Annotated in this window: 16 protein-coding genes; 15 read left to right on the top strand and 1 reads right to left on the bottom strand. The window is 68.9% G+C overall.

Annotated elements, in window-relative coordinates; all coding sequences use genetic code 11:
• The first annotated feature begins 105 nt into the window (after positions 1-105).
• From radA to DJ81_RS08285, 13 genes are all read left to right on the top strand, one after another.
• Positions 106-1137 carry a DNA repair and recombination protein RadA gene (gene radA, locus DJ81_RS08345; RefSeq protein WP_094522838.1) on the top strand — a complete coding sequence of 344 codons (1032 nt, stop codon included), beginning with the start codon at positions 106-108 and terminating at the stop codon, positions 1135-1137.
• A 508-nt stretch (positions 1138-1645) separates the two neighbouring features.
• On the top strand, positions 1646-3361 hold the full coding sequence (locus DJ81_RS08340; RefSeq protein WP_094589260.1) for an ammonium transporter: 1716 nt from the start codon (positions 1646-1648) through the stop codon (positions 3359-3361).
• Positions 3362-3545: 184 nt separating this feature from the next.
• Positions 3546-4883 carry a glutamate-1-semialdehyde 2,1-aminomutase gene (locus DJ81_RS08335; protein ID WP_094589259.1) on the top strand — a complete coding sequence of 446 codons (1338 nt, stop codon included), beginning with the start codon at positions 3546-3548 and terminating at the stop codon, positions 4881-4883.
• Between the two features lie 381 nt (positions 4884-5264).
• Complete coding sequence (locus DJ81_RS08330) at positions 5265-6494, top strand: argininosuccinate synthase (protein WP_094527290.1); 1230 nt, start codon at positions 5265-5267, stop codon at positions 6492-6494.
• Positions 6495-7967: an argininosuccinate lyase gene (gene argH / locus DJ81_RS08325; RefSeq protein ID WP_094589258.1), complete on the top strand. Its 1473-nt coding sequence runs from the start codon at positions 6495-6497 to the stop codon at positions 7965-7967.
• Positions 7968-8190: 223 nt separating this feature from the next.
• Complete coding sequence (gene lysW, locus DJ81_RS08320) at positions 8191-8379, top strand: lysine biosynthesis protein LysW (RefSeq protein WP_094522830.1); 189 nt, start codon at positions 8191-8193, stop codon at positions 8377-8379.
• 41 nt (positions 8380-8420) lie between these two features.
• The gene (gene lysX, locus DJ81_RS08315) at positions 8421-9329 is read left to right on the top strand and encodes a lysine biosynthesis protein LysX (RefSeq protein WP_094527339.1); all 909 of its coding nucleotides are present in this window, start codon (positions 8421-8423) and stop codon (positions 9327-9329) included.
• A complete protein-coding gene (gene argC, locus DJ81_RS08310; RefSeq protein WP_094589257.1) occupies positions 9326-10414 on the top strand; it encodes an N-acetyl-gamma-glutamyl-phosphate reductase in 1089 nt (362 codons plus the stop codon). Before lysX ends, argC begins: the two co-directional genes overlap by 4 nt.
• The gene (locus DJ81_RS08305) at positions 10411-11337 is read left to right on the top strand and encodes an acetylglutamate/acetylaminoadipate kinase (RefSeq protein ID WP_094589255.1); all 927 of its coding nucleotides are present in this window, start codon (positions 10411-10413) and stop codon (positions 11335-11337) included. Before argC ends, DJ81_RS08305 begins: the two co-directional genes overlap by 4 nt.
• Positions 11334-12461, top strand: coding sequence for an aspartate aminotransferase family protein (locus tag DJ81_RS08300; RefSeq protein WP_094522824.1), 1128 nt, complete (start codon positions 11334-11336; stop codon positions 12459-12461). The genes DJ81_RS08305 and DJ81_RS08300 overlap by 4 nt, the downstream gene beginning before the upstream one ends.
• Complete coding sequence (locus tag DJ81_RS08295; protein ID WP_094589254.1) at positions 12461-13654, top strand: [LysW]-lysine hydrolase; 1194 nt, start codon at positions 12461-12463, stop codon at positions 13652-13654. Before DJ81_RS08300 ends, DJ81_RS08295 begins: the two co-directional genes overlap by 1 nt.
• A 75-nt stretch (positions 13655-13729) precedes the next feature.
• On the top strand, positions 13730-14629 hold the full coding sequence (gene argF, locus DJ81_RS08290) for an ornithine carbamoyltransferase (protein ID WP_094522820.1): 900 nt from the start codon (positions 13730-13732) through the stop codon (positions 14627-14629).
• Between the two features lie 509 nt (positions 14630-15138).
• Positions 15139-18243 carry a hypothetical protein gene (locus tag DJ81_RS08285; RefSeq protein ID WP_094589253.1) on the top strand — a complete coding sequence of 1035 codons (3105 nt, stop codon included), beginning with the start codon at positions 15139-15141 and terminating at the stop codon, positions 18241-18243.
• 382 nt (positions 18244-18625) lie between these two features.
• Here the strand turns inward: DJ81_RS08285 and DJ81_RS08280 are convergent, their stop codons facing one another.
• Positions 18626-19813 (bottom strand): twin-arginine translocase subunit TatC, encoded by a 1188-nt coding sequence (locus DJ81_RS08280; protein ID WP_094589251.1) that lies wholly within the window; start codon positions 19811-19813, stop codon positions 18626-18628.
• A 124-nt stretch (positions 19814-19937) separates the two neighbouring features.
• Between DJ81_RS08280 and DJ81_RS08275 the strand changes: the two genes are divergently transcribed.
• Entirely contained in the window at positions 19938-22184 is a 2247-nt protein-coding gene (locus DJ81_RS08275) for a twin-arginine translocase subunit TatC (protein WP_094589250.1), read from the top strand.
• 179 nt (positions 22185-22363) lie between these two features.
• The coding region (gene uvrA, locus DJ81_RS08270) for an excinuclease ABC subunit UvrA (protein ID WP_094527281.1) at positions 22364-25313 on the top strand (2950 nt) is incomplete at its 3' end.

The raw sequence follows: 25313 nt of genomic DNA, 5'->3' as shown, positions 1-25313 counted from the left end.
TACGAGCGAAGCCGACGCAGCACCGAGCGCGTCTCCGGCGGACGTTTCACTTTCACTCGGGTGTAAACCAGTCTTTATACGGGATGGCGAACAAGAGTCGTGTACATGCCAGAAGACGAACTCGAGGACCTCCCCGGAGTCGGCCCAGCGACCGCGGACAAGCTCGTCGAGAACGGGTTCGAGAGCTACCAGTCGATCGCCGTCGCCAGCCCCGGCGAGATGTCGAACACCGCGGACATCGGCGAGTCGTCCGCCAGCGACATCATCAACGCCGCCCGCGACGCCGCCGACGTCGGCGGCTTCGAGACGGGCGCGACCGTGCTCGAACGCCGCGAGGAGATCGGGAAGCTCTCCTGGCAGATCGACGAGGTGGACGAACTGCTCGGGGGCGGCATCGAGACGCAGTCGATCACCGAGGTGTACGGCGAGTTCGGGTCCGGGAAGTCGCAGGTGACCCACCAGATGGCCGTCAACGTCCAGCTCCCGCCCGAGCACGGCGGCCTCAGCGGCGGCTGTATCTTCGTCGACTCCGAGGACACGTTCCGGCCGGAGCGGATCGACGACATGGTCCGCGGACTTGACGACGAGATCCTCGCCGACGAGATGGAGCGGCGCGAGATCGAGGGCACGCCGAGCGACGAGGAGGCGATGGAGGAGCTGATCGGGGCGTTCCTCGACCAGATCCACGTCGCCAAGGCGTTCAACTCCAACCACCAGATCCTGCTCGCGGAGAAGGCCAAGGAGCTCGCCGGGGAACACGAGGAGAGCGAGTGGCCCATCCGGATCGTCTGTGTGGACTCGCTGACCGCCCACTTCCGCGCCGAGTACGTCGGCCGAGGCGAACTCGCCGACCGCCAGCAGAAGCTCAACAAGCACCTCCACGACCTGATGCGGATCGGCGACCTGTTCAACACCGCCATCCTCGTCACCAACCAGGTCGCGTCGAATCCAGACTCTTACTTCGGTGACCCGACGCAGGCGATCGGCGGCAACATCCTCGGTCACGCCTCCACGTTCCGGATGTACCTCCGCAAGTCGAAGGGCGACAAGCGGATCGTCCGCCTCGTCGACGCGCCGAACCTCGCCGACGGCGAGGCCGTGATGCGCGTGCAGGGCGAGGGGCTGAAGCCGGAGTAGCGGAACCCGATCCCGGTCCGGCGCCGTCTGTACCCGATTCGAACGCGAACGTGCGGCCCTGCTCCCGGATCCGGAACTCGAATGCGGATCCGGTTGACAAACGTAAACTTCCGTTCGGAACGCCCGAACTGCTCGAAATCGGGGGTCTGACACCCCCACGACGGTAACGGCGGAGATCCCGCGTGGCAAAAATCGCCAGAAGCGGCCGCGCCCGGCGCCACGCACCCCGATATCGCCCGATCCGTCGCTTATTGCCAATTATTTTACAAAACGTCCGTCCGATTCGATCGCAAGGATTGCAATAGATCCGCCGAGAATATAACCTTATACACCATGTATTCGTCCTTATATCTGACATCCGCCGTATTATCAAAGCAGTTTTTTGTGAAACCCAACTCGAACGTTTATATATCCCTGTTACTCCATGCCAGAACGTGATTCAGCACATGAACACGGACGAAACGCGCAGTTCGAAGGACGTATGTTCAGTTGAGGTGGTCGAATCGTGATGACCAGCGTACTCGCGACGATCGATCCGAGCACGTTCGCGTCCGCGATGAACGGGACGTGGATCCTCATGGTGACGTTCCTGATTTTCTTCATGCACGCGGGCTTCGCCATGCTCGAGGCCGGGCAGGTTCGCTCGAAGAACGTCGCCAACCAGCTGACGAAGAACCTCCTGACGTGGAGCGTCGGAGTGGCGGTGTTCTTCCTGATCGGGACCGCGTTCACGAGCGTCATGAGCGGCTCCGGCGGCCCGGTCTCCGCCGCGGGGACGCTGTTCTCCGGGGGCGAGCTCGCCGTCGAGTCCGGCGCGGTCGGACCGTACGTCAACTGGCTCTACGGCGCGGTGTTCGCCATGACCGCCGCGACGATCGTGTCCGGCGCGGTCGCCGGTCGCGCGAAGCTCCGCGCGTACGTCACGTACACGTTCCTGCTGGCCGCGGTCATCTACCCAATGGTCATCGCGTTCACCTGGTCGGCGTCGGGCGACGGGCTCGTCGCGCAGCTGACCGGTGTCGCGTTCCACGACTTCGCCGGCGGCATGATCGTCCACGGCATGGGCGGTATCGCGGGTCTCACCGCCGCCGCCGTGCTCGGTCCGCGGATGGACCGCTACGCCAAGGACGGCTCGACGAACGTCATCCCCGGCCACTCGCTGACGTTCGCCGTGCTCGGGACGCTCATCCTCGCGTTCGGCTGGTACGGCTTCAACGTCGGGACGGCCTCCGTGGTCAGCGGCGGCGTGTTCAACACGCTGACCGTCAACCTCGTCGCGATGGGCACGACGATCGCGATGGCGGCCGGCGGAATCGGCGCCGCCCTCGTCGTGTGGCTCCGCACCGGGAAGGTCGACACGCTGTACGTCGCCAACGGCCTGCTGGCCGGGCTCGTCGGCATCACCGCCATCCCCGACACCACGGCGTGGTGGGGCGCGCTGGTCGTCGGTCTCCTGGCGGGCGGACAGCTCCCACTCGTCTTCGAGTTCGTCTCGGACACGCTCAAGATCGACGACGTCTGCGCGGTGTTTCCGGTCCACGGCAGCGCCGGCGTGCTCGGGACCCTGCTGTTCCCGTTCGTCGCCGCGCCCGGCGCCCTCAGCGCCGGCGTCGGCGCCCACTTCGTCGCCCAGCTGACCGGCGTCGTCATCATCGGCGGCTGGACGCTCACCGCGACCGCGGCCGTCTGGTACGCCCTCAAGCTGAGCGGCGAGGCCCGCGTCACGCCCGAACACGAACAGGAGGGGCTCGACATCTCCGAGCACGGCGTCGAGACCTACCCCGAGTTCGGCGGCGACCGCGTCGCGACCGACGGCGGCCCCGCCGTGGTCGACACCACGGACGACTCCCCGCGCGCCGACGGCGGCGAGGAGGCGGGCTCCCAGATCAAGATGGTCACCGCGGTCGTCCGCCCGGACAAGCTCGGGGCCATCAAGCAGTCGCTCGCGGAGGTCAACGCGCCCTCGCTCACCGTGACGAACGTCTCCGGCCGCGGCAGCCAGCCCGCCAAGAAGGGCCAGTGGCGCGGCGAGGAGTTCACGGTCGACCTCCACCAGAAGGTGAAGGTCGAGGTCGTCGTCGCCGACATCCCGGCCGACGAGGTCGCGGACGCGATCGCGGACGCCGCGAAGACCGGCGAGCCCGGCGACGGGAAGGTGTTCATCATGCCGGTCGAGGACGCGCTGCAGGTCCGCACCGGCGCGACCGGCCCGGAGGCGGTGTAGTCTGGTAGCGGCGCGACCGGCCCGGAAGCGGTTCGGAGCGGCGAACGAGCGGTTTCGACGCGCGCTTTTTCGACGACGCCACGGCGCCGAGCCGCGGCGCCCTTCGACGCGGGGTCCGACGGCGCGTCGCCGATCTCGGGGGCGGTCGGCAACTACTTTCATCCCGCCGTCCCAACCGATCGGTATGAACCACGAGCGCTCCCGCGGGCTGTACGACCGCGCGCTGTCGGTGATGCCCGGCGGGGTCAACTCCTCCGTTCGAGCGACGATGCCGCACCCGTTCTTCGTTGAGCGCGGGGACGGCGGGCACGTGATCGACGCCGACGGGAACCGGTACGTCGACTGGGTGATGGGGTACGGCCCGCTCCTGTACGGCCACGACCTGCCCGGCCCGGTCGAGGCGGCGATCCAGTCGCACGTCGCGGAGGGGCCGATGTACGGCGCGCCCACGGAGATCGAGGTCGAGCACGCCGAGTTCGTGGCGCGGCACGTCCCGAGCGTCGAGTCGATCCGGTTCGTCAACTCGGGGACGGAGGCGACCGTGTCGGCGGTGCGGCTCGCGCGGGGCCACACCGACCGCGACAAGATCGTCGTCATGCGGGGCGGCTACCACGGCGCGCAGGAGTCGACGCTCGTCGAGGGGGCGCCGGGAGACGCGCACCCGTCGACGGCCGGGATCCCCGAGGAGTTCGCGCAGCACACCCTCCCGATCCCGTTCAACGATCCGGAGGCCGCCAAGGAGGTGTTCGAGGAACACGGCGACGAGATCGCCGCCGTCCTCGTCGAGCCGATCCTCGCCAACACGGGGATCGTGGCGCCGATCGACGGCTACCACGAGACGCTCCGGGAGCTGTGCGACGGCCACGATTCGCTGCTGATCTTCGACGAGGTGATCACCGGGTTCCGCGTCGGCGGCCTCGGCTGCGCGCAGTCGAAGTTCGGCGTCACGCCGGACGTGACCACCTTCGGCAAGATCATCGGCGGCGGGTTCCCGGTGGGCGCGATCGGCGGGCGCGCCGACGTGATCGAGGGGTTCACGCCCGCGGGCGACGTGTTCCAGTCCGGCACCTTCTCCGGGCACCCGGTGACGATGGCCGCCGGGAAGGCGAACCTGGAGTACGCCGCCGAGAACGACGTGTACGAGCACGTCGACCGGCTCGGCCGGAAGCTCCGGGAGGGGATCGCCGAGATCTGCGCGGAGCGCGCGCCCGAGTACACCGTCGTCGGCACCGACTCGATGTTCAAGACGATCTTCACCCGAGAGGCGCCGGACGACCCGGACGCCTGCTGTGCGGGCGGCTGTCGGCAGGACCCCGACTGCGCCCGGTACGACAGCTGTCCGAAGACCGGCGCCGACGTCGCCAGCGCCGCGACCGACCGCTGGGAGCGCGTGTTCTGGCAGGAGATGAAAGAGCGCGGCGTGTTCCTCACCGCCAACCAGTTCGAGTGCCAGTTCACCTCCTACGCGCACACGGAGGAGGACGTCGAGCGGACGCTGGAGGCGTATCGGGAGGCCTTGTAGGCGCGGTCGGTCCGCTCGTCGACCGACGCGGCCGGACCTCTCCGCGGGCGGCAAGGCTTGCGATCGGGCCGCCGGTGCGGAACGTTTTTATCTCGGAACGAAACTAGGTACTGGTGATGACCGCGGAGGCTCGTCTCGACGCCGCCCTCTTCCGAGGCCGACGAGCCCCGCGACCGCGACGAGGCGTCCGACCGCCGCGACCGGCTTCCGGCGCGGCGCGACGACGGGCCCCCTCGGGCCAGTAATCTTCATCCCTCGTCGCGTTCGCGCCGTTTCGTCCCGTAGAGTGACAGCTGTGTCCGCCGATAGCGTCGCCGCTGCCTTTTTCTTACTACATCTAAAGCGGTGAATTTAAGAGTGTGAACCCAGTGTACTCCTGTAATGGCAACCGTTGCACTCGCGTTCAGTGGGGGACTCGACACCACAGTCTGCGTGCCGCTGTTGAAAGAGGAGTACGGCTACGACGAGGTCATCGGCGTCAACGTCGACGTCGGGCAGCCGACCGAGGAGTTCGACGAGGCCGAGGAGACCGCCGAGGCGCTGGGGCTCGACCTCCACGTCGTCGACGCGAAAGCGGAGTTCGCGGACCTGTGTTTCGACGCGGTGAAGACGAACGCGACGTACCAGGGCTACCCGCTCGGGACCGCCCTCGCGCGCCCCGTCATCGCCGAGGCGATCCTGGGCGTCGCCGAGGATCAGGGCTGTGACGCCATCGCGCACGGCTGCACGGGGAAGGGGAACGACCAGCTCCGGTTCGAGGCCGTCTGGCGCGGCTCGGATCTGGAGGTCATCGCGCCCGTCCGCGAGCTCGGGCTCACCCGCGAGTGGGAGATCGACTACGCGGCCGAGAAGGACCTGCCCGTCGAGGCCGGCGACGGCGGCGTCTGGTCCATCGACGAGAACATCTGGTCGCGCGCGGTCGAGGGCGGCAAGCTGGAGGACCCGGACTACGAGCCGCCGGAGGACATCTACGAGTGGACCGCCGAGCCGGAGGGCGAGACCACCATCGAGGTGACGTTCGAGGAGGGCGTCCCCGTCGCCGTCGACGGCGAGGCGATGGACCCGGTGCCGCTCATCCAGCACCTCAACGAGTACGCCGGCGGCTACGGCATCGGCCGCACCGACGTGATGGAGGACCGCATGCTCGGGCTGAAGGTGCGCGAGAACTACGAGCACCCGGCCGCGACCGTCCTGCTGACGGCCCACCAGGCGCTGGAGGACCTCGTGCTCACGAAGAACGAGCGCTCGTTCAAGAAGGGGATCGAGCAGGAGTGGTCCGAGAAGGCGTACCAGGGCCTCGTGTTCGCGCCCGTCGTCGACGCCCTGAACGCCTTCGTCGACGAGACGCAGGACGTGGTGACCGGCACGGCCACGGTGAAGGTGTCGGGCGGGAACTGCCGCGTCGTCGCCCGCGACTCCGAGTACGCCGTCTACTCCGAGGAGATGGCCTCGTTCAACACCGAGGACGTCGCCGGCATCGCGCAGGCCGACGCCACGGGCGTCGCGAAGTACCACGGGCTCCAGGAGCGCCTCGCAAACGACGTGAAGAAAGCGGTCTCGAAGCCCGAACTGGCGACGGACGGGAGCGGAACCGACGACGAGTCCGAATAGATGACCGACGACGATCCCGGCACCGCCGTCCGGCGCGACCGCTTCAGCGGCGGCCCCGCCCGCGAGTTCCTATCGAGCCTCACGGCCGACGCGGCCATCTTCGAGGCGGACCTCGCGGTCGACCGCGCGCACACGGTGATGCTCGCCGAGCGGGCGATCGTCGACGACGCGGTCGCCGGCGAGATCCTCGGCGCGCTCGACGACGTGGAGGCCGCCGGTCACGGCGACCTCCCGGACGGCGAGGACGTTCACGAGGCGATCGAGACGGCCGTCATCGACCGCGTCGGGCCGGACGGCGGGCGGATGCACACCGCCCGCTCGCGCAACGACGAGGTGGCGACCTGCATCCGGTACCGGCTCCGTGAGGACCTGCTCGCGGCCGCCGAGGCCACGGTCGCGCTCCGCGAGGCGCTCGTCGAGGTGGCGAGCGAGCACGCCGAGACCGTGATGCCCGGCTACACGCACCTCCAGCCGGCCCAGCCGACGACGGTCGCGCACTACCTGCTGTCGTACGAGGGCGGGGTCGCGCGCGACACCGAGCGCCTGCTCGACGCGTACGACCGGGTCAACCGGTCGCCGCTCGGCGCGGCCGCCTTCGCCGGGACGCCGTTCGATATCGACCGCGACCGCACCGCCGAGCTGCTCGGGTTCGACGGTCAGGTCCGGAACTCCACGGACGCGGCGTCGGCCCGCGACTTCCTCGCGGAGGGCGCGACCGCCTGCGCCACGCTCGCGACGACGCTGTCGGGGCTCGCGGAGGACCTCATCCTCTTCTCGAACAAGGGGTTCGTGGAGCTGTCGGACGCGTATTCGTCCACGTCGTCGATCATGCCGCAGAAGAAGAACCCCGACACGCTGGAGCTGACCCGCGGCGTCGCCGGCGACGCGATCGGGGAGGCGACGGGGACGCTGAGCCTGCTCAAGGGGCTCCCGCGCGCGTACAACCGCGATCTCCAGCGCGCCCACGCGGGCGTGTTCGAGATCGCCGACGACGTGCGGGAGGCGACCGAGGTCGCGGCGGGCGCGGTCGCGACGGCCGACTGGGACGCGGCGGCGCTCGCGGGCGCCGCGGGCGACGGCTTCTCGACGGCGACGGGGGTCGCCGACCTGCTCGCGATGAGCGGGCTGCCGTTCCGGACGGCCCACGAGATCGTCGCGACGGCCGCGGAGACGGTGGGTGACGACGACTCGCCAGACGCGGCGGCCGCAAAAGTTGACGAGGCCACTCGAAACGTGACCGGTGAGCCCCTCTCGGCGTACGTGAGCCGCGAGGAGTTGGAGTCGGCGCTCGACCCCGCGGCCAGCGTGGCGAGCCGCGATTCCGCCGGGGGACCGGCCCCCGAGGCGGTCGCCGAGGAACTCGCCGTCGTCGAGTCCGGGATCGAGGCGGACCGCGACGCGCTGGCGGCGGAGCGCGACGCGCTCGCCGCCGCGAGCGAGGCGCTGGGCGCGGAGGTCGATCGCTATGTCTGAGCCGCGACGACCGCTCGGCGTTCGTCGCCTCGGTCGGCGCCCCCCCGACCGACGTCGACGACCGTCCCCGTAAGGGGAACACATTTACTACCGAGATCTGACATCCGATCTCGATACGGCCCGATTTCGCCGAACTGCTTCCGTTAGCGGCCGATCCATTTTATGTAAACTATCCAATAAGTTCGAAGCCTTTATCACCGTTCGCAGTCGAGTGTCTGCCACGATGACGACCGACACCGACACGCTGCTGGCAGAGGACCCGATCACGGGCGAGGAGATCGAGCTTCCGGCCGACGTCGAGGTCGGCGAGATCATCGACAGCCCGGTCACCGGGACCGAGCTGGAGGTCATCTCGCTGGACCCCGTCGTGTTAGAGGAGGCCCCCGAACTCGAGGAGGACTGGGGCGAGTAGATGGCGACGATCGCCGCGACCGCGACTCCCGAGTGGTCGACATGCGCGTAGGGATCCTCTACTCCCGGATCCGGAAGGACGAGAAGCTCCTGCTCAACGAGCTCCGCGACCGGGACCACGACGTCGAGAAGATCGACGTACGCAAGGAGCGGTTCGGCCTGGAGTCGACGACCGCGAACGTCGACGGCCTCGATCTGGTCGTCGACCGCTGCCTGTCGACGAGCCGCTCGCTGTACGCGGCGCGGTTCCTCGACAGCTACGGCGTCCCGGTCGTGAACGGCCCGGAGACGGGCGACGTCTGCGCCGACAAGGCGAAGAACTCGCTCGCGCTCGCCGAGGCGGACGTCCCGACCCCGGCGACCGAGGTCGCGTTCACGAAGGAGGCCGCGCTGGAGGCGATCGAGTCGTTCGGCTACCCCTGCGTGCTCAAGCCCGTCGTCGGCTCGTGGGGCCGGCTGATGGCGAAGATCGACACCCGAGACGCGGCCGAGGCGATCTTAGAGCACAAGGAGACGCTCGGCCACTACGAGCACAAGGTGTTCTACGTGCAGGAGTTCGTCGACAAGCCCGGCCGCGACATCCGCGTGCTGGCGGTCGACGGCGAGCCGATAGCCGCGATGACTCGGTCGTCTGACCACTGGCTCACGAACGCCGCGAAGGGCGGCGAGACGGCGTCGTTCGACCTCGACGACCGCGCGCTGGAGCTGGTCGAGCGCGCGAGCGAGGCGGTCGGCGGCGGGATGCTCGGTGTCGACCTGATGGAGGTCGGCGGGACCGACTCCGGCGAGTACACCGTCCACGAGGTGAACCACACCGTCGAGTTCAAGGCGCTCGACGCGGCCACCGACGTCGACGTCCCCGCGGAAGTCGTCGACTGGCTGGAGGCGAAGGCCGCCGCGGCCGCCGACGGCGACGCCGCGGACGACGACGCCACGGAGGCGACCGCATGACGGCGGAGTCCGGAGCGACCGCCGCGGACGACGCGACGCCCGACGAGACGTACACCGCGAGCGTCGTCGGCGGCACCGGGTTCACCGGCGGCGAGCTGCTGCGGCTCCTCACCGGCCACCCCGCGTTCGACGTGGTGCAGGCCACGTCGCGGTCGGCGGACAACATGACCGTCGGCCGGTCGCATCCGAACCTGCGCGGGCTCGACCTGCGTTTCTCCGACCCGGACGACTTGGAGTCCGTCGACGTGCTCTTCTCGGCGACGCCGCACGGCGTCTCGATGGGGCGGATCGACGAGTACTTCGAGGTCGCCGACACCGTCGTCGACCTCTCGGCCGACTTCCGGCTGCCCGAGGCCGACGCCTACGACGAGTGGTACGACGGCCACGAGTCGCCGGAGTACCTGGAGCGCGCGGAGTACGCGCTCCCCGAGATCAACCGCGAGAACCTCCCCGGCGCCGACCTGATCGCCGGCGGGGGCTGCAACGCGACGGCGACGATCCTCGGGCTGAAGCCGCTCGTGGACGCCGGCGCGCTCGGCCCGGACGCGGGCGAGGTCGTCGTCGACGTGAAGGTCGGCTCCTCGGAGGGCGGCGCCGGCGGCGGCGCGGCCTCCTCGCACCCGGAGCGCTCCGGCGTGGTCCGCCCGTACGCCCCGACCGGACACCGCCACGAGGCGGAGATCGAGGCGTACCTCGGACTCGACGTCTCCTTCACCGTCCACGCGGTCGACATGGTGCGCGGCGCGAGCGCGACCTGCCACGTCTTCCCCGACGAGCCGGTCTCGAAGGGGGACCTGTGGACGGCGTACCGCGGCGCGTACGCCGACGAGCCGTTCATGCGGATCGTCTCCGGCGGGGGCGGCGTCTACCGTTACCCAGAGCCGAAGTCGGTCGCGGGCACGAACCACGGCGAAGTCGGCTTCGAGCTCGACCCCGGCAACCGGCGCGTCGTCGTCTTCTCGGCGATCGACAACATGACCAAGGGGTCGGCGGGCCAGGCGGTCCACGCGGCGAACGTCGCGCTCGGACTGCCGGAGACCGCCGGTCTCGAGTTCGGGGGACTCCACCCGGTGGGATCGCCATGAGGGGCGGGCGCGACGCGACGGTCGCGGTCGCCGACGGCGGGGGCGACCCCGCCGACGAGCCCCCCGTCGTCGTCAAGATCGGCGGCGCGAAGGCGGTCGACCCGGCCGGCGCGGTCGGCGACGTCGCCCGCCTCGCCGCCGACGGGCGGCGGATCGTCGTCGTCCACGGCGGCTCCACGGTCGTCGACGAGACGATCGAGCGGCTCGGCATGGAGCCGGAGTACGTCGAGTCCGCCTCCGGCGTCACGGGCCGGTTCACCGACGCGGACGCGATGGAGGCGTTCACGATGGCGATGGCCGGGAAGCTCAACGCGGAGCTGACCGCCCGGTTCCGCGAGGCCGGTGTCGACGCGGTCGGCCTCTCGGGCGTCGACGGCGGGCTCCTCTCTGGGCCTCGCAAGTCGGCGGTCCGCGTGGTCGAGGACGGCAAGAAGAAGATCCGCCGCGGCGAGCACTCCGGGCGGATCGAGTCGGTGAACGCCGGTCTCCTCTCGGGACTGCTCGGCGACGGCTACACTCCCGTCGTCTCGCCCCCGATGGAGGGGAGAGAGAGCGACGGCGGCGTCACGCCGGTCAACGCCGACGCCGACCGGGCGGCCGCCGCGGTCGCCGGCGCGCTCGGCGCCGACCTCGTCCTGCTGACGGACGTGGCGGGCGTGTACGCGGACCCCGACGATCCCGACACGCTGATCGAGTCGGCGTCGACGCCCGACGAGCTGGCGGCGGTCGAGGACGCCGCCGAGGGGTTCATGGGCAAGAAGGTGATGGCCGCGACGGAGGCGCTCTCCGGCGGCGCCGGGCGCGTCGTCGTCGCCGACGCCAACGTCAACGACCCGATCGTCGCCGCGCTCGGCGGCGAGGGGACGGCGATCGAGCGGTCGGCGGTCGCAGATCAGGCCGAGAGCGGAGGTGAGACCGCGTGAGCGGCTTCGTCTTCTCGGAGAAGCCGATCGAGATCGCCTCGGGCGACGAGGTGTACGTCACGGACACCAACGGCACCGAGTACCTCGACTTCGGGGCGAGCTACGCCTGCACGCCGGTCGGTCACTGCCACCCCGAGGTCGTCGACGCCGCGACGAGCCAGCTGGAAGAGCTCATGTACGTGCAGGCGTCGTACCCGCACGCGGCGCGGACGGCGCTGTACGAGCGGCTCGCCGAGACTGGGCCGGTCGACGTCGACAACGTCTGGCTCTGTAACTCCGGCACGGAGGCCAACGAGGCCGCGCTGAAGTTCGCCCGGCACGCGACGGGCCGCGAGAAGATCGTCGCGACGACCCAGGGGTTCCACGGTCGGACGATGGGCGCGCTCGCGACCACCTGGAAACAGAAGTATAAGAACGGGTTCGAGCCGCTCGCGGGCGGCGTCGAGTTCGTCGAGTACGGCGACGCCGAGGCGATGCGCGAGGCCGTCGACGACGAGACCGCCGCGGTGATCCTGGAACCCCTCCAGGGCGAAGGCGGGATCAACCCCGCCGACACCGAGTACCTGCAGGCGGTCCGCGTCGCGACGGCGACGTCGGGCGCGGCGATGATCCTCGACGAGATCCAGACCGGGCTCGGCCGCACGGGGTCGCTATGGGCGGCCGATAAGCACGACGTCGTCCCGGACGTCCTCACGACCGCGAAGGGGCTCGGCAGCGGGCTCCCGATCGGTGCGACGCTGTGCCGCGACTGGATCGCCGAGGACGCCGGGAACCACGGCTCGACGTTCTCGGGCGGGCCCGTGGTGTCGGCGGCGGCAGGCGCCACGCTCGACGTCATCGAGCGCGAGGGGCTCCCGGACCACGCCGCCGAGGTCGGCGCGTACCTCCGCGGGCAGGTCGAGGAGCGCCTCGGCGACGAGGTCCGCGACGTGCGCGGCGACGGCCTGATGATCGGCATCGAGGTGAAGCGCGGCTCGAACCGCCTGCTTCGCGACCTCGCGATCGACCACCAGATCCTCGCGCTGCCGGCGGGCCGGACCGTGTTGCGCCTGCTCCCGCCGCTGACGATCGAGCGCGAGCACGCCGACGCGGTCGTCGACGCCCTCGCGGAGGTGATCGGGTGATGGCGACCGGGAAGGGACGCGAGAGCGGCGCGGAGTCGGACGCCGAGGACGCGGCGGCCGAGTCGTCCGCGGCCGGGACCGACGTCGTCGCCGGCGGGGGCTACCCCGCCGCCTGCGACACGCCGGCCCGGAAGCTGCTGTACGACATGGTGTCGATCCCCTCGCCCTCGGGCGAAGAGGAGCGGGCCGCGGAGCGGCTCGTCGACTTCTTCGAGGCGAACGGTCGGGACGCGTGGGTCGACGACGGCGGGAACGTCCGGGCGCCCGCCGACGACGCCGTCCTCCTGACCTCGCACGTCGACACGGTCCCGGGCGACATCCCGGTCGAGGTGCGGGCGGCGCCCCCCGAAGGCGAACTGCCCGAACCGTCCGACGTCCGCGTCGGCAAGCCCGGCGAGCCCGTGCTGTGGGGTCGCGGGGCGGTCGACGCGACGGGACCGCTGGTCTCGATGGCGGTCGCGGCGGTGAAGACGGGCGTCTCGTTCGTGGGCGTCGTCCGCGAGGAGGTCGACTCCGGCGGCGCGAGACACCTCATCGACGACCGCGACGCGCCGGAGGCGGTGATCAACGGCGAGCCCTCCGGCTGGGCCGGGATCACACTCGGCTACCGCGGCCTGCTCGAGGGGACGTACGTGAACACGAGCGAGTCGGGCCACTCCTCGCGGCCGGAGCCGAACGCGATCCAGCACGCGATCGACTGGTGGCACGGCGTCGAGGAGGCGTTCACCCCCGAGGACCCGGAGACCGCGGTGTTCGATCAGGTGACGACCAAGCCCATCTCGATCGACGGCGGGCTGAGCGACGACGGGCTCGCGGTGGAGACGACGATGGACGTCCAACTGCGGGTGCCGCCCTCCCGACCGGTCGACGAGATCCACGAGCTCGCGGAGGCGGAGCTGTCGACCGGGTCGGTCCACTGGGGCGACCCGATGCCGCCCGTGATGGAGAGCCCGCGGACCGGCCTGGCGCGGGCGTTCCGCGTCGCGATCCGGGGCGCCGGCGGCGGCGTGCGCCTGCTCCGGAAGACCGGGACGAGCGACATGAACCTCTTCGCGGCGGCGTGGGACTGCCCGATGGTCACCTACGGCCCCGGGAACTCGGACCTGGACCACGCGCCGGACGAGCGGCTCCCGCTCTCCGAGCTGGACCGCGCCGTGACCGTCCTGACCGACGTCTGTCGGAAGCGACTGTAACCCGACGCCTCGCGAGCACCGACACGCGACCGTTTTCGAACGACACCACGGACCACACGCACCACACACCACACGATGCCACTCGCCACCGACGACTTCCTCGACATCGACGACGTGACGCCCGCCGAACTGGACGCCCTGCTCGACCGCGCCGCCGCGATGAAGGCGGGCGAGACCGACCCCCGACTGGGCGACGCGACGCTCGGGATGATCTTCGAGAAGCCCTCGACGCGCACGCGGGTCTCCTTCGAGACGGGGATGACCCGGCTCGGCGGCCACGCGATGTTCCTCGGGCCGGACGACATCCAGCTCGGCCACGGTGAGCCGCTGAAGGACACCGCGCGCGTGCTCGGCCGGTACGTCGACGGCGTGATGGCCCGGCTGTTCGACCACGAGGACGTCGAGACGCTCGCCGAGTACGCCGACTGCCCCGTGATCAACGGGCTCACTGACGAGGCGCACCCCTGCCAGACGCTCGCCGACCTGCTCACCATCCGCGAGACGGTCGGAGAGGACGCCACCGTCGCGTGGGTCGGCGACGGCAACAACGTCGGGCAGTCGTTCGTCGTCGGCGCCGCGATGGCCGGCGTCGACGTCTCCGTCGCCACCCCAGCCGACTACGGGATGGACCCCGACGTCTTCGACCGCGCCGCCGAGTTCGGGGCGGACGTGGAGCCGACCACGGACCCCGAGGCCGCGATCGACGGCGCCGACGTCGTCTACACCGACGTGTGGATCTCGATGGGGCAGGAGGACCTGCGCGAGGAGAAGCTCGCCGCCTTCGACGGGTTCCAGCTGAACGCGGACCTGCTGGCGGGCACCGACGCGAAGGTGATGCACTGCCTGCCCGCGCACCGCGGCGAGGAGGTCACCGACGACGTGCTGGAGTCAGACCGCGCCCTCGTCTGGGACCAGGCGGAGAACCGGATGCACGCGCAGAACGCGCTGCTCGTCGAACTGCTCGGCGGGGAGTGAGGAGGAGCGGAAGTCGGTCGTTGCACAGGACTATTGATAAGTGATGTGCGGTGGCGCGTGCCTGCGAGCGCCCCACGGCCGCGAGCAGCACGCACGAGGGAGGCGGCGAACGTAGTGAGCCGCGGGGTAGGGGAGGCGTGAGGTACGGGGCGGTGCAGTCGGGTGAGACTCAAGCAGACAGCGGCGAGGACGAGGCGCAACGAATGAGATTGCTGGCGGTCAAACCAAGAGATCAGCCACTGGTTTCTCGCCATTGCGCTGGTCGAACCCGGTTGCCAGAGCCGGTCTGTGCAGCCGAAAATTCGTTAAGCGATTTACCAAACGCTCCTCTATCACCGAATCGGGTGAAAGCCGGGTATCCACCGGTTAGCACGTTTCTAACAGCGGGCGTTCTCTGAACGCTCCGATTAGCTTAAGACGGATAGGTGCACAATTGAGGTTCTTATCACATGAATTATCTGATGAAGTGTCAAATAATTATATAATGTGCGACAGTGTCGTTTGTTAACATGGTAGAACAGCTATCAGGGCGAGTGGCAGCTTCGCACGAATGGGGCGAACTCGAGCTACCGTCGGCAGCACCCGACCGGGTCGTGCTCGCGTCGATCGACACGTACGCCGGCCACAACACCGCCGACGTCCGCATGCGGAACGCCGAGTCCGAGACGATGGAGCTGTTCGTCGAGGAGGAGCGGTCGGCGGACGACGAGATCAGACACAACGTCGAAGAGATCGGCTTCTTCGCGACCGAGGCCGGCCCGATTACTGACCAATCGGGGACGACCATCGGCGAGGCCGGAGTCGTCACGACCGACCAGACCGACGAGGGCGAGTGGCACACCGTTAGCCTAGAACGGGAATTCACGAGCCCGGTCGCGTTCGCGCAGGTGATGAGCTACAACGGCTCGGACCCGTGTCACGTCCGGCTCCGATCGGTCAGCGGCGGCTACGGTTCCGAGTTCGAGTTCCAGATTGAGGAGTGGAATTACCTCGACGGCCAGCACACCACCGAGCGGATTGGGTACGTCGTGCTGGAGTGGGGGACCCACCAGCTCGACGGCGGCGTCCCGCTCGTGGTCGGGACGAGGTCCGAGACGGATGCCTGGTCGGACGCCCTCTTCGGCGAGGACCTCGGAACAGACCCGGTACTCATTACGCGGTGTCAGACCCGGAACGGAGCTCATGAGGTCGTCACGCGGAATCGCCGCGTCTCCGGGTCCGGTGCGGCGGTCCGGCTGCAGGAGGAGGAGGCACGCGGCGGCGCCCACGTGAGCGAGACGGTCGGCTACCTCGCGATGCCGCAGCTCCGCTCGGCGATGCCCGCCGAGCACGTCGCTACCACGCACGAGAGAGCGGGTGTCCGTTTCTCCGGGTCCAGACCGTCCGACCCCGTCGTGCTCGCGTCGATCGACACGTACAACGGGACCGACACCGCCGACGTTCGGCTGCGAAACGTCCACCGCGGCGGGATGGAGCTGTTCATCGAGGAGGAGGCCTCGAAGGACGACGAGATGAACCACAACGAGGAGGCGATCGGCTACCTCAGGACCGGGACCGGACCGCTGTACGACGACGCCGGCGCCCGGATCGGCGAAGCGGGCGTGCTCAGAACCGACCAGCCGGGGCGCGGAGAGTGGCATGCGGTCGATCTCGAGGGGAGCTACGCGAACCCGGTCGCGTTCGTGCAGGTGATGAGCCACAACGGTTCGAACCCGTGTCACGGCCGCATCCGAAACGTCTCCGCGGACCGGTTCGAGTTCCAGATCGAGGAGTGGGATTACCTCGACGGCCGACACGACGAAGAGGAGATCGGGTACGTCGTGCTCGAGGAAGGCGTCCACGACCTCGCCGGCGGTGAGACCGTCGAGGTCGGGACGACACGGGGCGACGACGGCTGGACGAACGTCGGCTTCAGCGGCCCGGTCGGACACAGCCCGGTCTTGGTGTCGCGATCGCAGACGTATAACGGGACGAACGAGATCGTCACGCGACACCGGAACGTGTCGGCGAGCGGCGCGGAGATCCGCGTGCAAGAAGAACAGGGTCGTGACGATGAACACAAAACCGAGACGATAGGATACGTCGCCGCACCGCGGAGCACGCCCCCCGTCACGACGGGGCTCGTGGAGGCGACCGAGGAATGGGTCGACAGCAGCCTAGCCGGCGTGCCGTCGACCGACCCGGTTGCGCTCGCATCGGTCGAGACGTTCAACGGCGGCAATCCTGTGGGGGTTCGGATGCGCAACGTCGGCTCCAGCGGGTTCGAGCTGTTCCTCGAGGAGGAGCAGTCCGCTGACGACGACATGGCTCACACGATCGAGGACGTCGCGATCTTCGCGACAGCCAGTGGGCGGATCCACGACGACGCCGACACGCTCATCGGCGAGGCCGGCGTACTCGCGACAGACCAACCCGATCGTGAGACGTGGCACACCGTGTCTCTCGATGGCAGTTACGCGAACCCGGTCGCGTTCGCGCAACTCATGACGTACAACGGGGAGAACCCGTCTCACACCCGCATACGGAACGTCGACTCGGGCTCGTTCGACGTCAAGATCGAGGAGTGGAACTACCTCGACGGCAGCCACGATCGAGAGGAGATCGGGTACGTCGTACTCGAGGAAGGCGTCCACGAGCTCGAGGGCGAGCTCCCGATCGAGGCCGGCACCACGGTCGCGGACCACGAGTTCGACGACGACGAGGACAACAACGACTACTCGTACGCCGAGACGTTCGAGTGCAACCCGGTCCTCGTCAGTCACTGCCAGACGTACAACGGATGGCACGAAATCGTCACGCGAAATCGCAATGTGAACAGGCGCGGCGCCGATGTCCGGGTTCAAGAGGAGGAGAACCGCGACGGCGCCCACAACGACGAGACGATCGGCTACTTAGTCGCGCCACAGCTCGTGCTCGGCAATCGCCGCCCGATCGACGAGTTCCGGCCGAGCTGTCACGGCTTCGAATTCGGCAACTCGTTCAACGAGATGCCGAACATCCCGGATCTGCCGGCGAACATCGACAACCAGATCGAGAACATCGACCGAGAGTACGGGCTGTGCGGCGGAATGGCGCTGGCCGCCAAGGACTTCTTCATGCACGACCGGGCGATTCCGGAGGGAGTAAGGACGCCCCAGTCCGGTCGGCTGTTCAACTACCTCTGGGAGCGCCAGCTCGATACGTTCGACCACGCCAGCGGATGGAACGACCTCGCGAAGTTCCTCAAGTTCTACCTCCCGTCGACGTTCACACGCGCCAAGTCCGTCTCGGAGTTCCGCCGGGTGAAGGACGCGCTCGACACCGGCCGGCCCGTCGTGGTCGGACTCGTGTACGTCCGCGCGGGTGACGGCCAACTCTGGGACAACCACCAGGTGCTCGCGTACGACTACACGGAGTCGGGCGGCAAGACGTATATCAATATCTACGACCCGAATCACCCCGGCGCTAACGACGTCGTCATCCGCGTCGACGTCGAGGACCAGAACTGGTACGACCCGGCGCCCGGCGGTGCCAAGATCAGCGCCGAACAGCGGCGCGGTAACACCAAACAGCACAACGTCATCGGGATGATCTACATGGACAAGCCGGCACAGAACCCGCCACAGAGCCTGTGAGATCGAGCCGCACGGGGCGGCGGCAAACCGACTGAACCGGATCTCAAGGGGCATCGGGCCCCACCGGTCACGGCTCCGTAAGCGACGGGAGCTCACCGACGTATCCCAGCCTCTCCCCCTTCGTCGATCGCGAATCAGCCATCGGAGAGCACGTCGACCGTGTCGTTTGTCGCCTCCAAGGCGATACCGACGAGGAGCGACCGCGTCCAGAGATAGGCGACGTCCGGGACTTATCTTCGGACTTATTTGCCTGATCGAACTTGCGAGTGATTCCGTCTGACACGCGCGCACCGTGTTCGCGTTCGACCGACACTAGGGATTCAGTACCGAAACCGATCCACCGTATGGGGGTACTAACGAGGCCAGAAATTCGAACCGCGATCTAGTTCCCGGTCCAGCGCAGTATCGCGAGCGTCCCCTCGTACAGGGCGATCATCGTGAGCGTCACGATGATCGGCGCCATCCCGGTCGGGTCGGGGCTGAACAGGAACGCGATCCCGAGGAACGCCCCCCAGAACAGCAGCCGCTTGGCCTCCAGCCACTGCCGGGTGACGAGGTTCATCATGATCGCGAGCATGATGAACAGCGGGATCTGGAAGACGATCGCCATGAACGCGAGCATGATGACGATGAGGTTGAACGTCTCCGCGAGCCCGAACGCGATCGTCGCGGCGTCGGAGGTGTAGGTGGTGAAATACGAGAAGATGGCCGGCAACACGAGGAAGTGCGCGAACGCGATGCCGATCCCGCCGAGAATGAGGCTCGTCGGGACCGCCGCGAGGTAGTAGCGCCGCTCGTTCTCGTAGAGGCCGGGCTTCATGAACCGGTAGGTCTGGTAGACGAACGCCGGGAGCCCGACGACGACGCCCGCGAGCCCGGCGACCTTCAGCCGCGTGAGCGGGAGTTCGAGGGGGCCGTACAGCCGCGGGCGGTTCTCCAGCGGCGCGGGGATGTGGTAGCTCCAGAAGTAGTTGATGAGCTCCGTCGACTCCGTCACCACGACGAGCGTCGCGAGCCCGCCGAAGAGGAAGACGACGGCGAGCCGCCGCATCATCTCCTCGATGTGGGCCGCCAGCGGCATCTCCTCGTCCGACTCCGGCGCCTCTAACCCCTCGAAGGAGTCGTCGGCGCCGTCGCCCACGATCGTCGCGTCCTCGACCGCACCGGCCGCGGCCGCGTCCTCGGCCGTCGCCGGCGTCCCGCCGTCGCCGAGGCTCTCCGCGGTCGCGGCGTCGTCGTCGGGGACGAAGGACGGATCGTCGGGGTCCTCGCTCTCGTCTCGCTCGCCCGTCTCACCGGTGGCGTCGTCAGCGCCGTCGGTCCCGCTCCCGTCTTCGTCGTCGGTCGCATCGGCGTCCTCGGCCGCGTCGCCGGCCTCGTCCGTGTCCGAGGCCCCGTCGACTTCGGGCGTGACTTCCGGGGACACCTCGGGCTCGACGGAGTCCGTCCCGACGGAGTCCGGCTCGTCTCCGCCCGCGTCGGTGCCGCCGCCGTCGCTGGTGGCGTCGTCGGCGACCGAGCCGTCCTCGGGGGCCGATGGCTCGTCGCGCGACCGGTCCGAGTCGTCCATTCACTTCACCTACGCGACCGGGCGACTATAGGCCTTTTCGGATGGAGCCGAGCGCGACCCCGCGGCTCGCGGCGCGCGGGGCGGGTCGAAAAGGTTGATAACGGGGACGGACATCCCCTTTCGTATGGCGAGTGCCCTCGACGAGGATACCCAGCAGTCGCTCGCGGAGGGACGCGAGTCGGCGAAGGCGTTCCTGCGGTCGATCCAGAAGGACCTTCAGAAGGTGTTCGTCGTCTTCCTGCTGGGTTTCCTCGCGACGTTCTGGGCGCTCCGCACGTACATCTGGGAGTTCCTGTACACCGTCACCAAGTCGAACATGTCGCCCGCGGTCGCCGCCGAGGCCGACGTCATCGCGACCACCCCGTTCGAGGTGATCCTCCTCCAGGCGAAGATCGGACTGATCGTCGGCGCTATCGTCGCGATCCCGCCGCTGATCTACGTCTCCCGCGACGAGCTCCGCGCCCGCGGCGCGTGGCCGCAGTCGCCGATCCCGCGCTGGAAGCTCGCGGGGATCGGCCTCCTCGGCGTCGGACTGTTCAGCGTCGGCGTCGGCTACGGGGTGTACGCGTTCTTCCCGATCATGTTCTCCTTCCTGGCCGGCTTCGGGCTGGAGGCGGGGATCCAGCCGACGTACTCCATCGTCATGTGGACGGAGTTCATCGTCTTCCTCTCGCTGTCGTTCGGCCTCGCCGGTCAGATGCCGCTCCTGATCACCGGGCTCTCGTACTCGGGGATCGTCCAGTACGAGACGTTCCGCGACAAGTGGCGCTACGCGGTCGTCGCCATCTTCGTCTTCGGCGCGGTGTTCTCGCCGCCGGACCCGTTCACGCAGCTGATGTGGGCGTTCCCGCTGATCGCCCTCTACGGCTTCAGCCTCTACCTCGCGAAGCTCGTCGTGACGGCCCAGCGGAGCTCCGACCGCATCGACGTGCTCGGCGCGGCCCGGAACCACTGGAACGTCGTCGGCGGCGCGGCCGTCCTCGGCGGCGGGCTCGTGTACGCCTTCTACGAGTACGGCGGTCGGACCGCGGTCAACGACCTCCTCCGGCTGGTCAACAGCGACTGGCGGTTCCTCGAACCGGGCGCCGGCCTCGGCGTCGACACCGCGACCGCCGCGGGGATCTACGCCGCCGTCTGGGCGCTGGTGTTCGTCGCCGTCGCGACGCTGTGGGCCGTCTACGCCGACCTCGACACGACGAGAGCGGGGTACCAGTACGGCGATCCGGCCGCGATCGACGTGGGCGAACTCGACGCCGCGGGCGTCCGGGCCGCGCCCGCCGCCGCCTTCGCGGAGATGGACGAAGAGGAGTCGCTCGCGCTCGCGCAGGCCGCCATCGACGACGACGACCCGACGAAGGCGCAGGCGATCCTCGACCGCTTCGACGAGGTGAACGGGGACGGCGACGGCGGAGACGAGAGCGCCGACGGCGACGAGAGCGGCGACGCCGACGCGACCGGGTCGGGCGGGACCGGCGGCGCGGGCGGCGGCGACCAAGGCGGGCTGATGGGGACGATGCAGGACCGGACCTCGCGCGCGAGTTCGACGTTCCTCTCCGAGCTCACCGACGGCGAGGAGGAGGAGGCCGAAGACGACATCGGGGGGTACTACACCGACCTCAAGTTCATCTTCGACTCGCTGCGCTCGCGGTCGTTCCGGCTCGTCGCCGTCTTCGGTTCGGTGATGGCGGCGGCGTTCACGTGGCTGTACCTCGGCGGGCTCGAGACGGTGCGCAACGACCTCGAACGGCGCGTCCCGGCCGAGGTCGAGGGCGGGATCAACATCATCACGCTCCACCCCGTCGAGGCGCTGATCTTCATGGTGAAGTTCTCGATACTGCTGGGGATCGTCGCGGTGTTCCCGGTCGCGCTCTACTACGCGTGGCCGGCCCTGCGCGACCGCGGCTTCGTCGCCGGACGGATCTGGAAGGTGTACCTCTGGGCGGGCGCCCTGCTCGGCGGGCTCCTCGGCGGCTTCGCGCTCGGGTACGCCTACATCGCGCCGGGGCTCATCGGCTGGCTCGTGACCGACGCGCGGCTCGCGGACATGGTGATAACCTACCAGGTGAGCGACTTCCTCTGGCTCGTCGTCTACACGACGATCGGGATCGGCTTCCTCGCCGACATCCCCATCGCCATGATCCTGCTGAACAACGCCGGCGTCCCCTACCGCGTCTTCCGGAGCCGCTGGCGCGAGGTCACCGTCGGGATCATGCTGTTCGCGGCGGTGTTCACCCCCGCGGACGTGATCACGATGTTCCTCGCCACCCTGCCGCTGATGGCGGCGTACGGGCTCGGCGTCGGCCTCCTGTTCCTCGTCACGTTCGGGGGGCGACGGAACCTCTCGCCGCCCTCGCGGGTCATCGAGCCCTGACCGGCGCTGGCGTCGGGGGTAGCTGAGCGCGGGCGTCGGGTAGCTGGGCGCGGGCGTCAAGGGTAGCTGAGCGCGGCCGTCGAGGCCGACCGAGCGCGGGTACCGCGGCCCGCGAGACCGAGCGAGGCGCCGCCGCGACCGACGAGTATTCCCGCGCGCGCACGCTATGAGCGGACGAAATGAGTAAGGACTACATCGAGGTCCGCGGCGCCGAGGAACACAACCTCAAGGACCTCGACGTCCGGATCCCGCGCGAGGAGTTCACCGTCGTCACCGGGCTCTCCGGGTCGGGGAAGTCGTCGCTCGCGTTCGACACGGTGTACGCCGAGGGACAGCGCCGGTACATCGAGTCGCTGTCGGCGTACGCCCGTAACTTCCTCGGGCAGATGGACAAGCCGCAGGTGGAGGCCGTCGAGGGGCTCTCGCCCGCGATCTCCATCGACCAGAAGAACGCCGCGAACAACCCCCGCTCGACCGTGGGGACCGTCACCGAGCTGCACGACTACCTCCGACTGCTGTACGCCCGGATCGGGACCCAGTACGACCCCGTCACCGGCGAGGAGGTCGGCGAGCAGTCCGCGCAGGATATGGTGAGCCAGATCCTCGAACTGCCCGAGGGGACCCGCGCGAAGATCGCCGCGCCGGTCGTCCGCGACCAGAAGGGCGCCTTCGAGGAGCTGTTCGAGGAGCTGGTCTCTGACGGGTACGCCCGCGTCGAGGTCGACGGCGAGCCCGTCGACCTGACGCTCGACGACCCCGAGCTCGACCAGAACTACGACCACACCATCGACGTGATCGTCGACCGCGTGACCGTCTCGCCAGACGCTCGCTCGCGGATCACCGACTCCGTGGAGACCGCCTTGGAGGAGGCCGGCGGCGCGCTCAAGCTGATCGTCCCGGAGCCGCCGGCGGACGTCCCCTTCGCCTCCAACACGCGCTCGACCGGGTCGCTCGCCGAGGACGCCGACGGCGACGACCGACTGGTCGTCGAGTTCTCCGAGGAGCTCGGCAACCCCAACTCCGACTTCCAGTTCTCCGAGATCGAGACGCGCTCGTTCTCCTTTAACAGCCCGTACGGTGCCTGTCCCGAGTGCGAGGGGATCGGCTCCACGAAGGAGGTCGACGAGGACCTCGTGGTCGAGGACCCCTCGAAACCCCTCAAACACGTCTTCGAGCCGTGGAGCTACGACCGCACCTACTACTCCCGGCAGCTCGACAACGTCGCCGACCACTTCGGCGTCTCGCTGGAGACGCCCTTCGAGGCGCTCGACGAGGGGATCCGGCGGCAGTTCCTCTACGGCACCGACGGCCTCGTCCACTTCGAGTGGAGAACGAAGAACGGCACCCGCGAGAAGACCGAGCGGTTCGAGGGCGTCATCCCGAACTTAGAGCGACGCCACGTCGAGACCGACTCCGAGCGCGCCCGCGACCACATCGAGGAGTTCATGGCCGTGACGACGTGCCCGGAGTGCGAGGGCACCCGTCTGAAAGAGCAGTCGCGCCACGTGCTCGTCGACGGCACGCCGATCACCGAAGTGAACCAGATGTCGATCGCCGACGCCCGGGCGCACTTCGAGGGGATGGAAGACCGGCTCGGCGAGCGCGACACGACGATCGCCGAGGAGATCTTAAAAGAGATCCGCGCGCGGCTCGGCTTCATGGAGGAAGTCGGCTTGGAGTACCTCACGCTCGACCGCGAGGCGTCGACGCTCTCCGGCGGCGAGAGCCAGCGCATCCGGCTCGCGACGCAGGTCGGCTCCGGGCTCGTCGGGGTGCTGTACGTCCTCGACGAGCCGTCGATCGGGCTCCACCAGCGCGACAACGACCGTCTGCTCGACACGCTCACCGGGCTCCGCGACCTCGGGAACACCCTCGTCGTCGTCGAGCACGACGAGGAGACGATGCGCCGCGCGGACGAGATCATCGACATGGGGCCCGGCCCCGGTAAGCGCGGCGGCGAGGTGGTCGCGCAGGGCGACTTCGACGACATCGTCGCGGCCGACGAGTCGGTCACCGCCGACTACCTCGCGGGCCGAGAAGAGATCCCGGTGCCCGAGGAGCGCCGCGAGCCGGACGGCGAACTGACCGTGCGGGGCGCCCGCCAGCACAACCTCACGGACCTCGACGTATCGATCCCGCTGGGCACGCTGACGACCGTCACGGGCGTCTCCGGCTCCGGGAAGTCGACGCTGGTCCACGACGTCCTTTATAAGGGGCTCGCCCGCGAGATGAACGACAACACTTCGGTCGACCCCGGCGAGCACGACGCGATCGAGGGGATCGAGAACGTCGAGACGGTGCGGCTCATCGACCAGTCGCCCATCGGGCGGACGCCGCGCTCGAACCCCGCGACGTACACCGACGTGTTCGACTACGTCCGCGAGCTGTTCGCGGAGACGAAGCTCTCCAAGCGCCGCGGCTACGAGAAGGGTCGCTTCTCGTTCAACGTGAAGGGCGGGCGCTGCGAGGAGTGCGGCGGCCAGGGGACCGTGAAGATCGAGATGAACTTCCTCTCGGACGTGTACGTCCCCTGCGAGCAGTGCGGGGGGGCGCGCTACAACGACGAGACGCTCGACGTCACGTATAAGGGCGCGACCATCTCCGACGTGCTCGACATGAGCGTCGAGGAGGCGTACGACTTCTTCGAGAGCCACCAGGGGCTCCAGCGCCGCCTGAAACTGCTGAAAGACGTCGGGCTCGGCTACATGGAGCTCGGTCAGCCCTCCACCACGCTCTCGGGCGGGGAGGCCCAACGCGTGAAGCTCGCCGAGGAGCTCGGCAAGAAGGCGACGGGGGACACCCTCTACCTCCTCGACGAGCCGACGACGGGGCTCCACAAGGAAGACGAGCGCAAGCTGATCGACGTGCTCCACCGCCTCGTCGACGGCGGCAACACCGTGGTCGTCATCGAGCACGAGCTCGACTTGGTGAAGAACGCCGACCGCATCGTCGACCTCGGGCCCGAGGGCGGCGAGGGCGGCGGCGAACTCGTCGCCAGCGGGACTCCGGAGGCCGTGGCCCGCGAGGACGACTCTCACACGGGGCGGTACCTCCGGGATCTGCTCCCCGACGTCGACATCGCCGGGCCGCGCGACGACCGTCGGAAGCCCGCGGCCGCGGACGACGACT

The sequence above is a fragment of the Halorubrum sp. Hd13 genome, assembly GCF_002252755.1.
Taxonomy (GTDB): Archaea; Halobacteriota; Halobacteria; order Halobacteriales; family Haloferacaceae; genus Halorubrum.
The sequence above is the reverse complement of the archived record's forward strand: the minus strand, read 5'-3'. Positions and strand labels throughout refer to the sequence as shown.

Excerpts from the sequence above, each read along its gene's own strand:
- radA (WP_094522838.1), top strand. The coding sequence starts at position 106 with ATGCCAGAAGACGAACTCGAGGACCTCCCCGGAGTCGGCCCAGCGACC.
- DJ81_RS08340 (WP_094589260.1), top strand. The coding sequence starts at position 1,646 with ATGACCAGCGTACTCGCGACGATCGATCCGAGCACGTTCGCGTCCGCG.
- DJ81_RS08335 (WP_094589259.1), top strand. The coding sequence starts at position 3,546 with ATGAACCACGAGCGCTCCCGCGGGCTGTACGACCGCGCGCTGTCGGTG.
- DJ81_RS08330 (WP_094527290.1), top strand. The coding sequence starts at position 5,265 with ATGGCAACCGTTGCACTCGCGTTCAGTGGGGGACTCGACACCACAGTC.
- argH (WP_094589258.1), top strand. The coding sequence starts at position 6,495 with ATGACCGACGACGATCCCGGCACCGCCGTCCGGCGCGACCGCTTCAGC.
- lysW (WP_094522830.1), top strand. The coding sequence starts at position 8,191 with ATGACGACCGACACCGACACGCTGCTGGCAGAGGACCCGATCACGGGC.
- lysX (WP_094527339.1), top strand. The coding sequence starts at position 8,421 with ATGCGCGTAGGGATCCTCTACTCCCGGATCCGGAAGGACGAGAAGCTC.
- argC (WP_094589257.1), top strand. The coding sequence starts at position 9,326 with ATGACGGCGGAGTCCGGAGCGACCGCCGCGGACGACGCGACGCCCGAC.
- DJ81_RS08305 (WP_094589255.1), top strand. The coding sequence starts at position 10,411 with ATGAGGGGCGGGCGCGACGCGACGGTCGCGGTCGCCGACGGCGGGGGC.
- DJ81_RS08295 (WP_094589254.1), top strand. The coding sequence starts at position 12,461 with ATGGCGACCGGGAAGGGACGCGAGAGCGGCGCGGAGTCGGACGCCGAG.
- argF (WP_094522820.1), top strand. The coding sequence starts at position 13,730 with ATGCCACTCGCCACCGACGACTTCCTCGACATCGACGACGTGACGCCC.
- DJ81_RS08285 (WP_094589253.1), top strand. The coding sequence starts at position 15,139 with ATGGTAGAACAGCTATCAGGGCGAGTGGCAGCTTCGCACGAATGGGGC.
- DJ81_RS08280 (WP_094589251.1), bottom strand. The coding sequence starts at position 19,813 with ATGGACGACTCGGACCGGTCGCGCGACGAGCCATCGGCCCCCGAGGAC.
- DJ81_RS08275 (WP_094589250.1), top strand. The coding sequence starts at position 19,938 with ATGGCGAGTGCCCTCGACGAGGATACCCAGCAGTCGCTCGCGGAGGGA.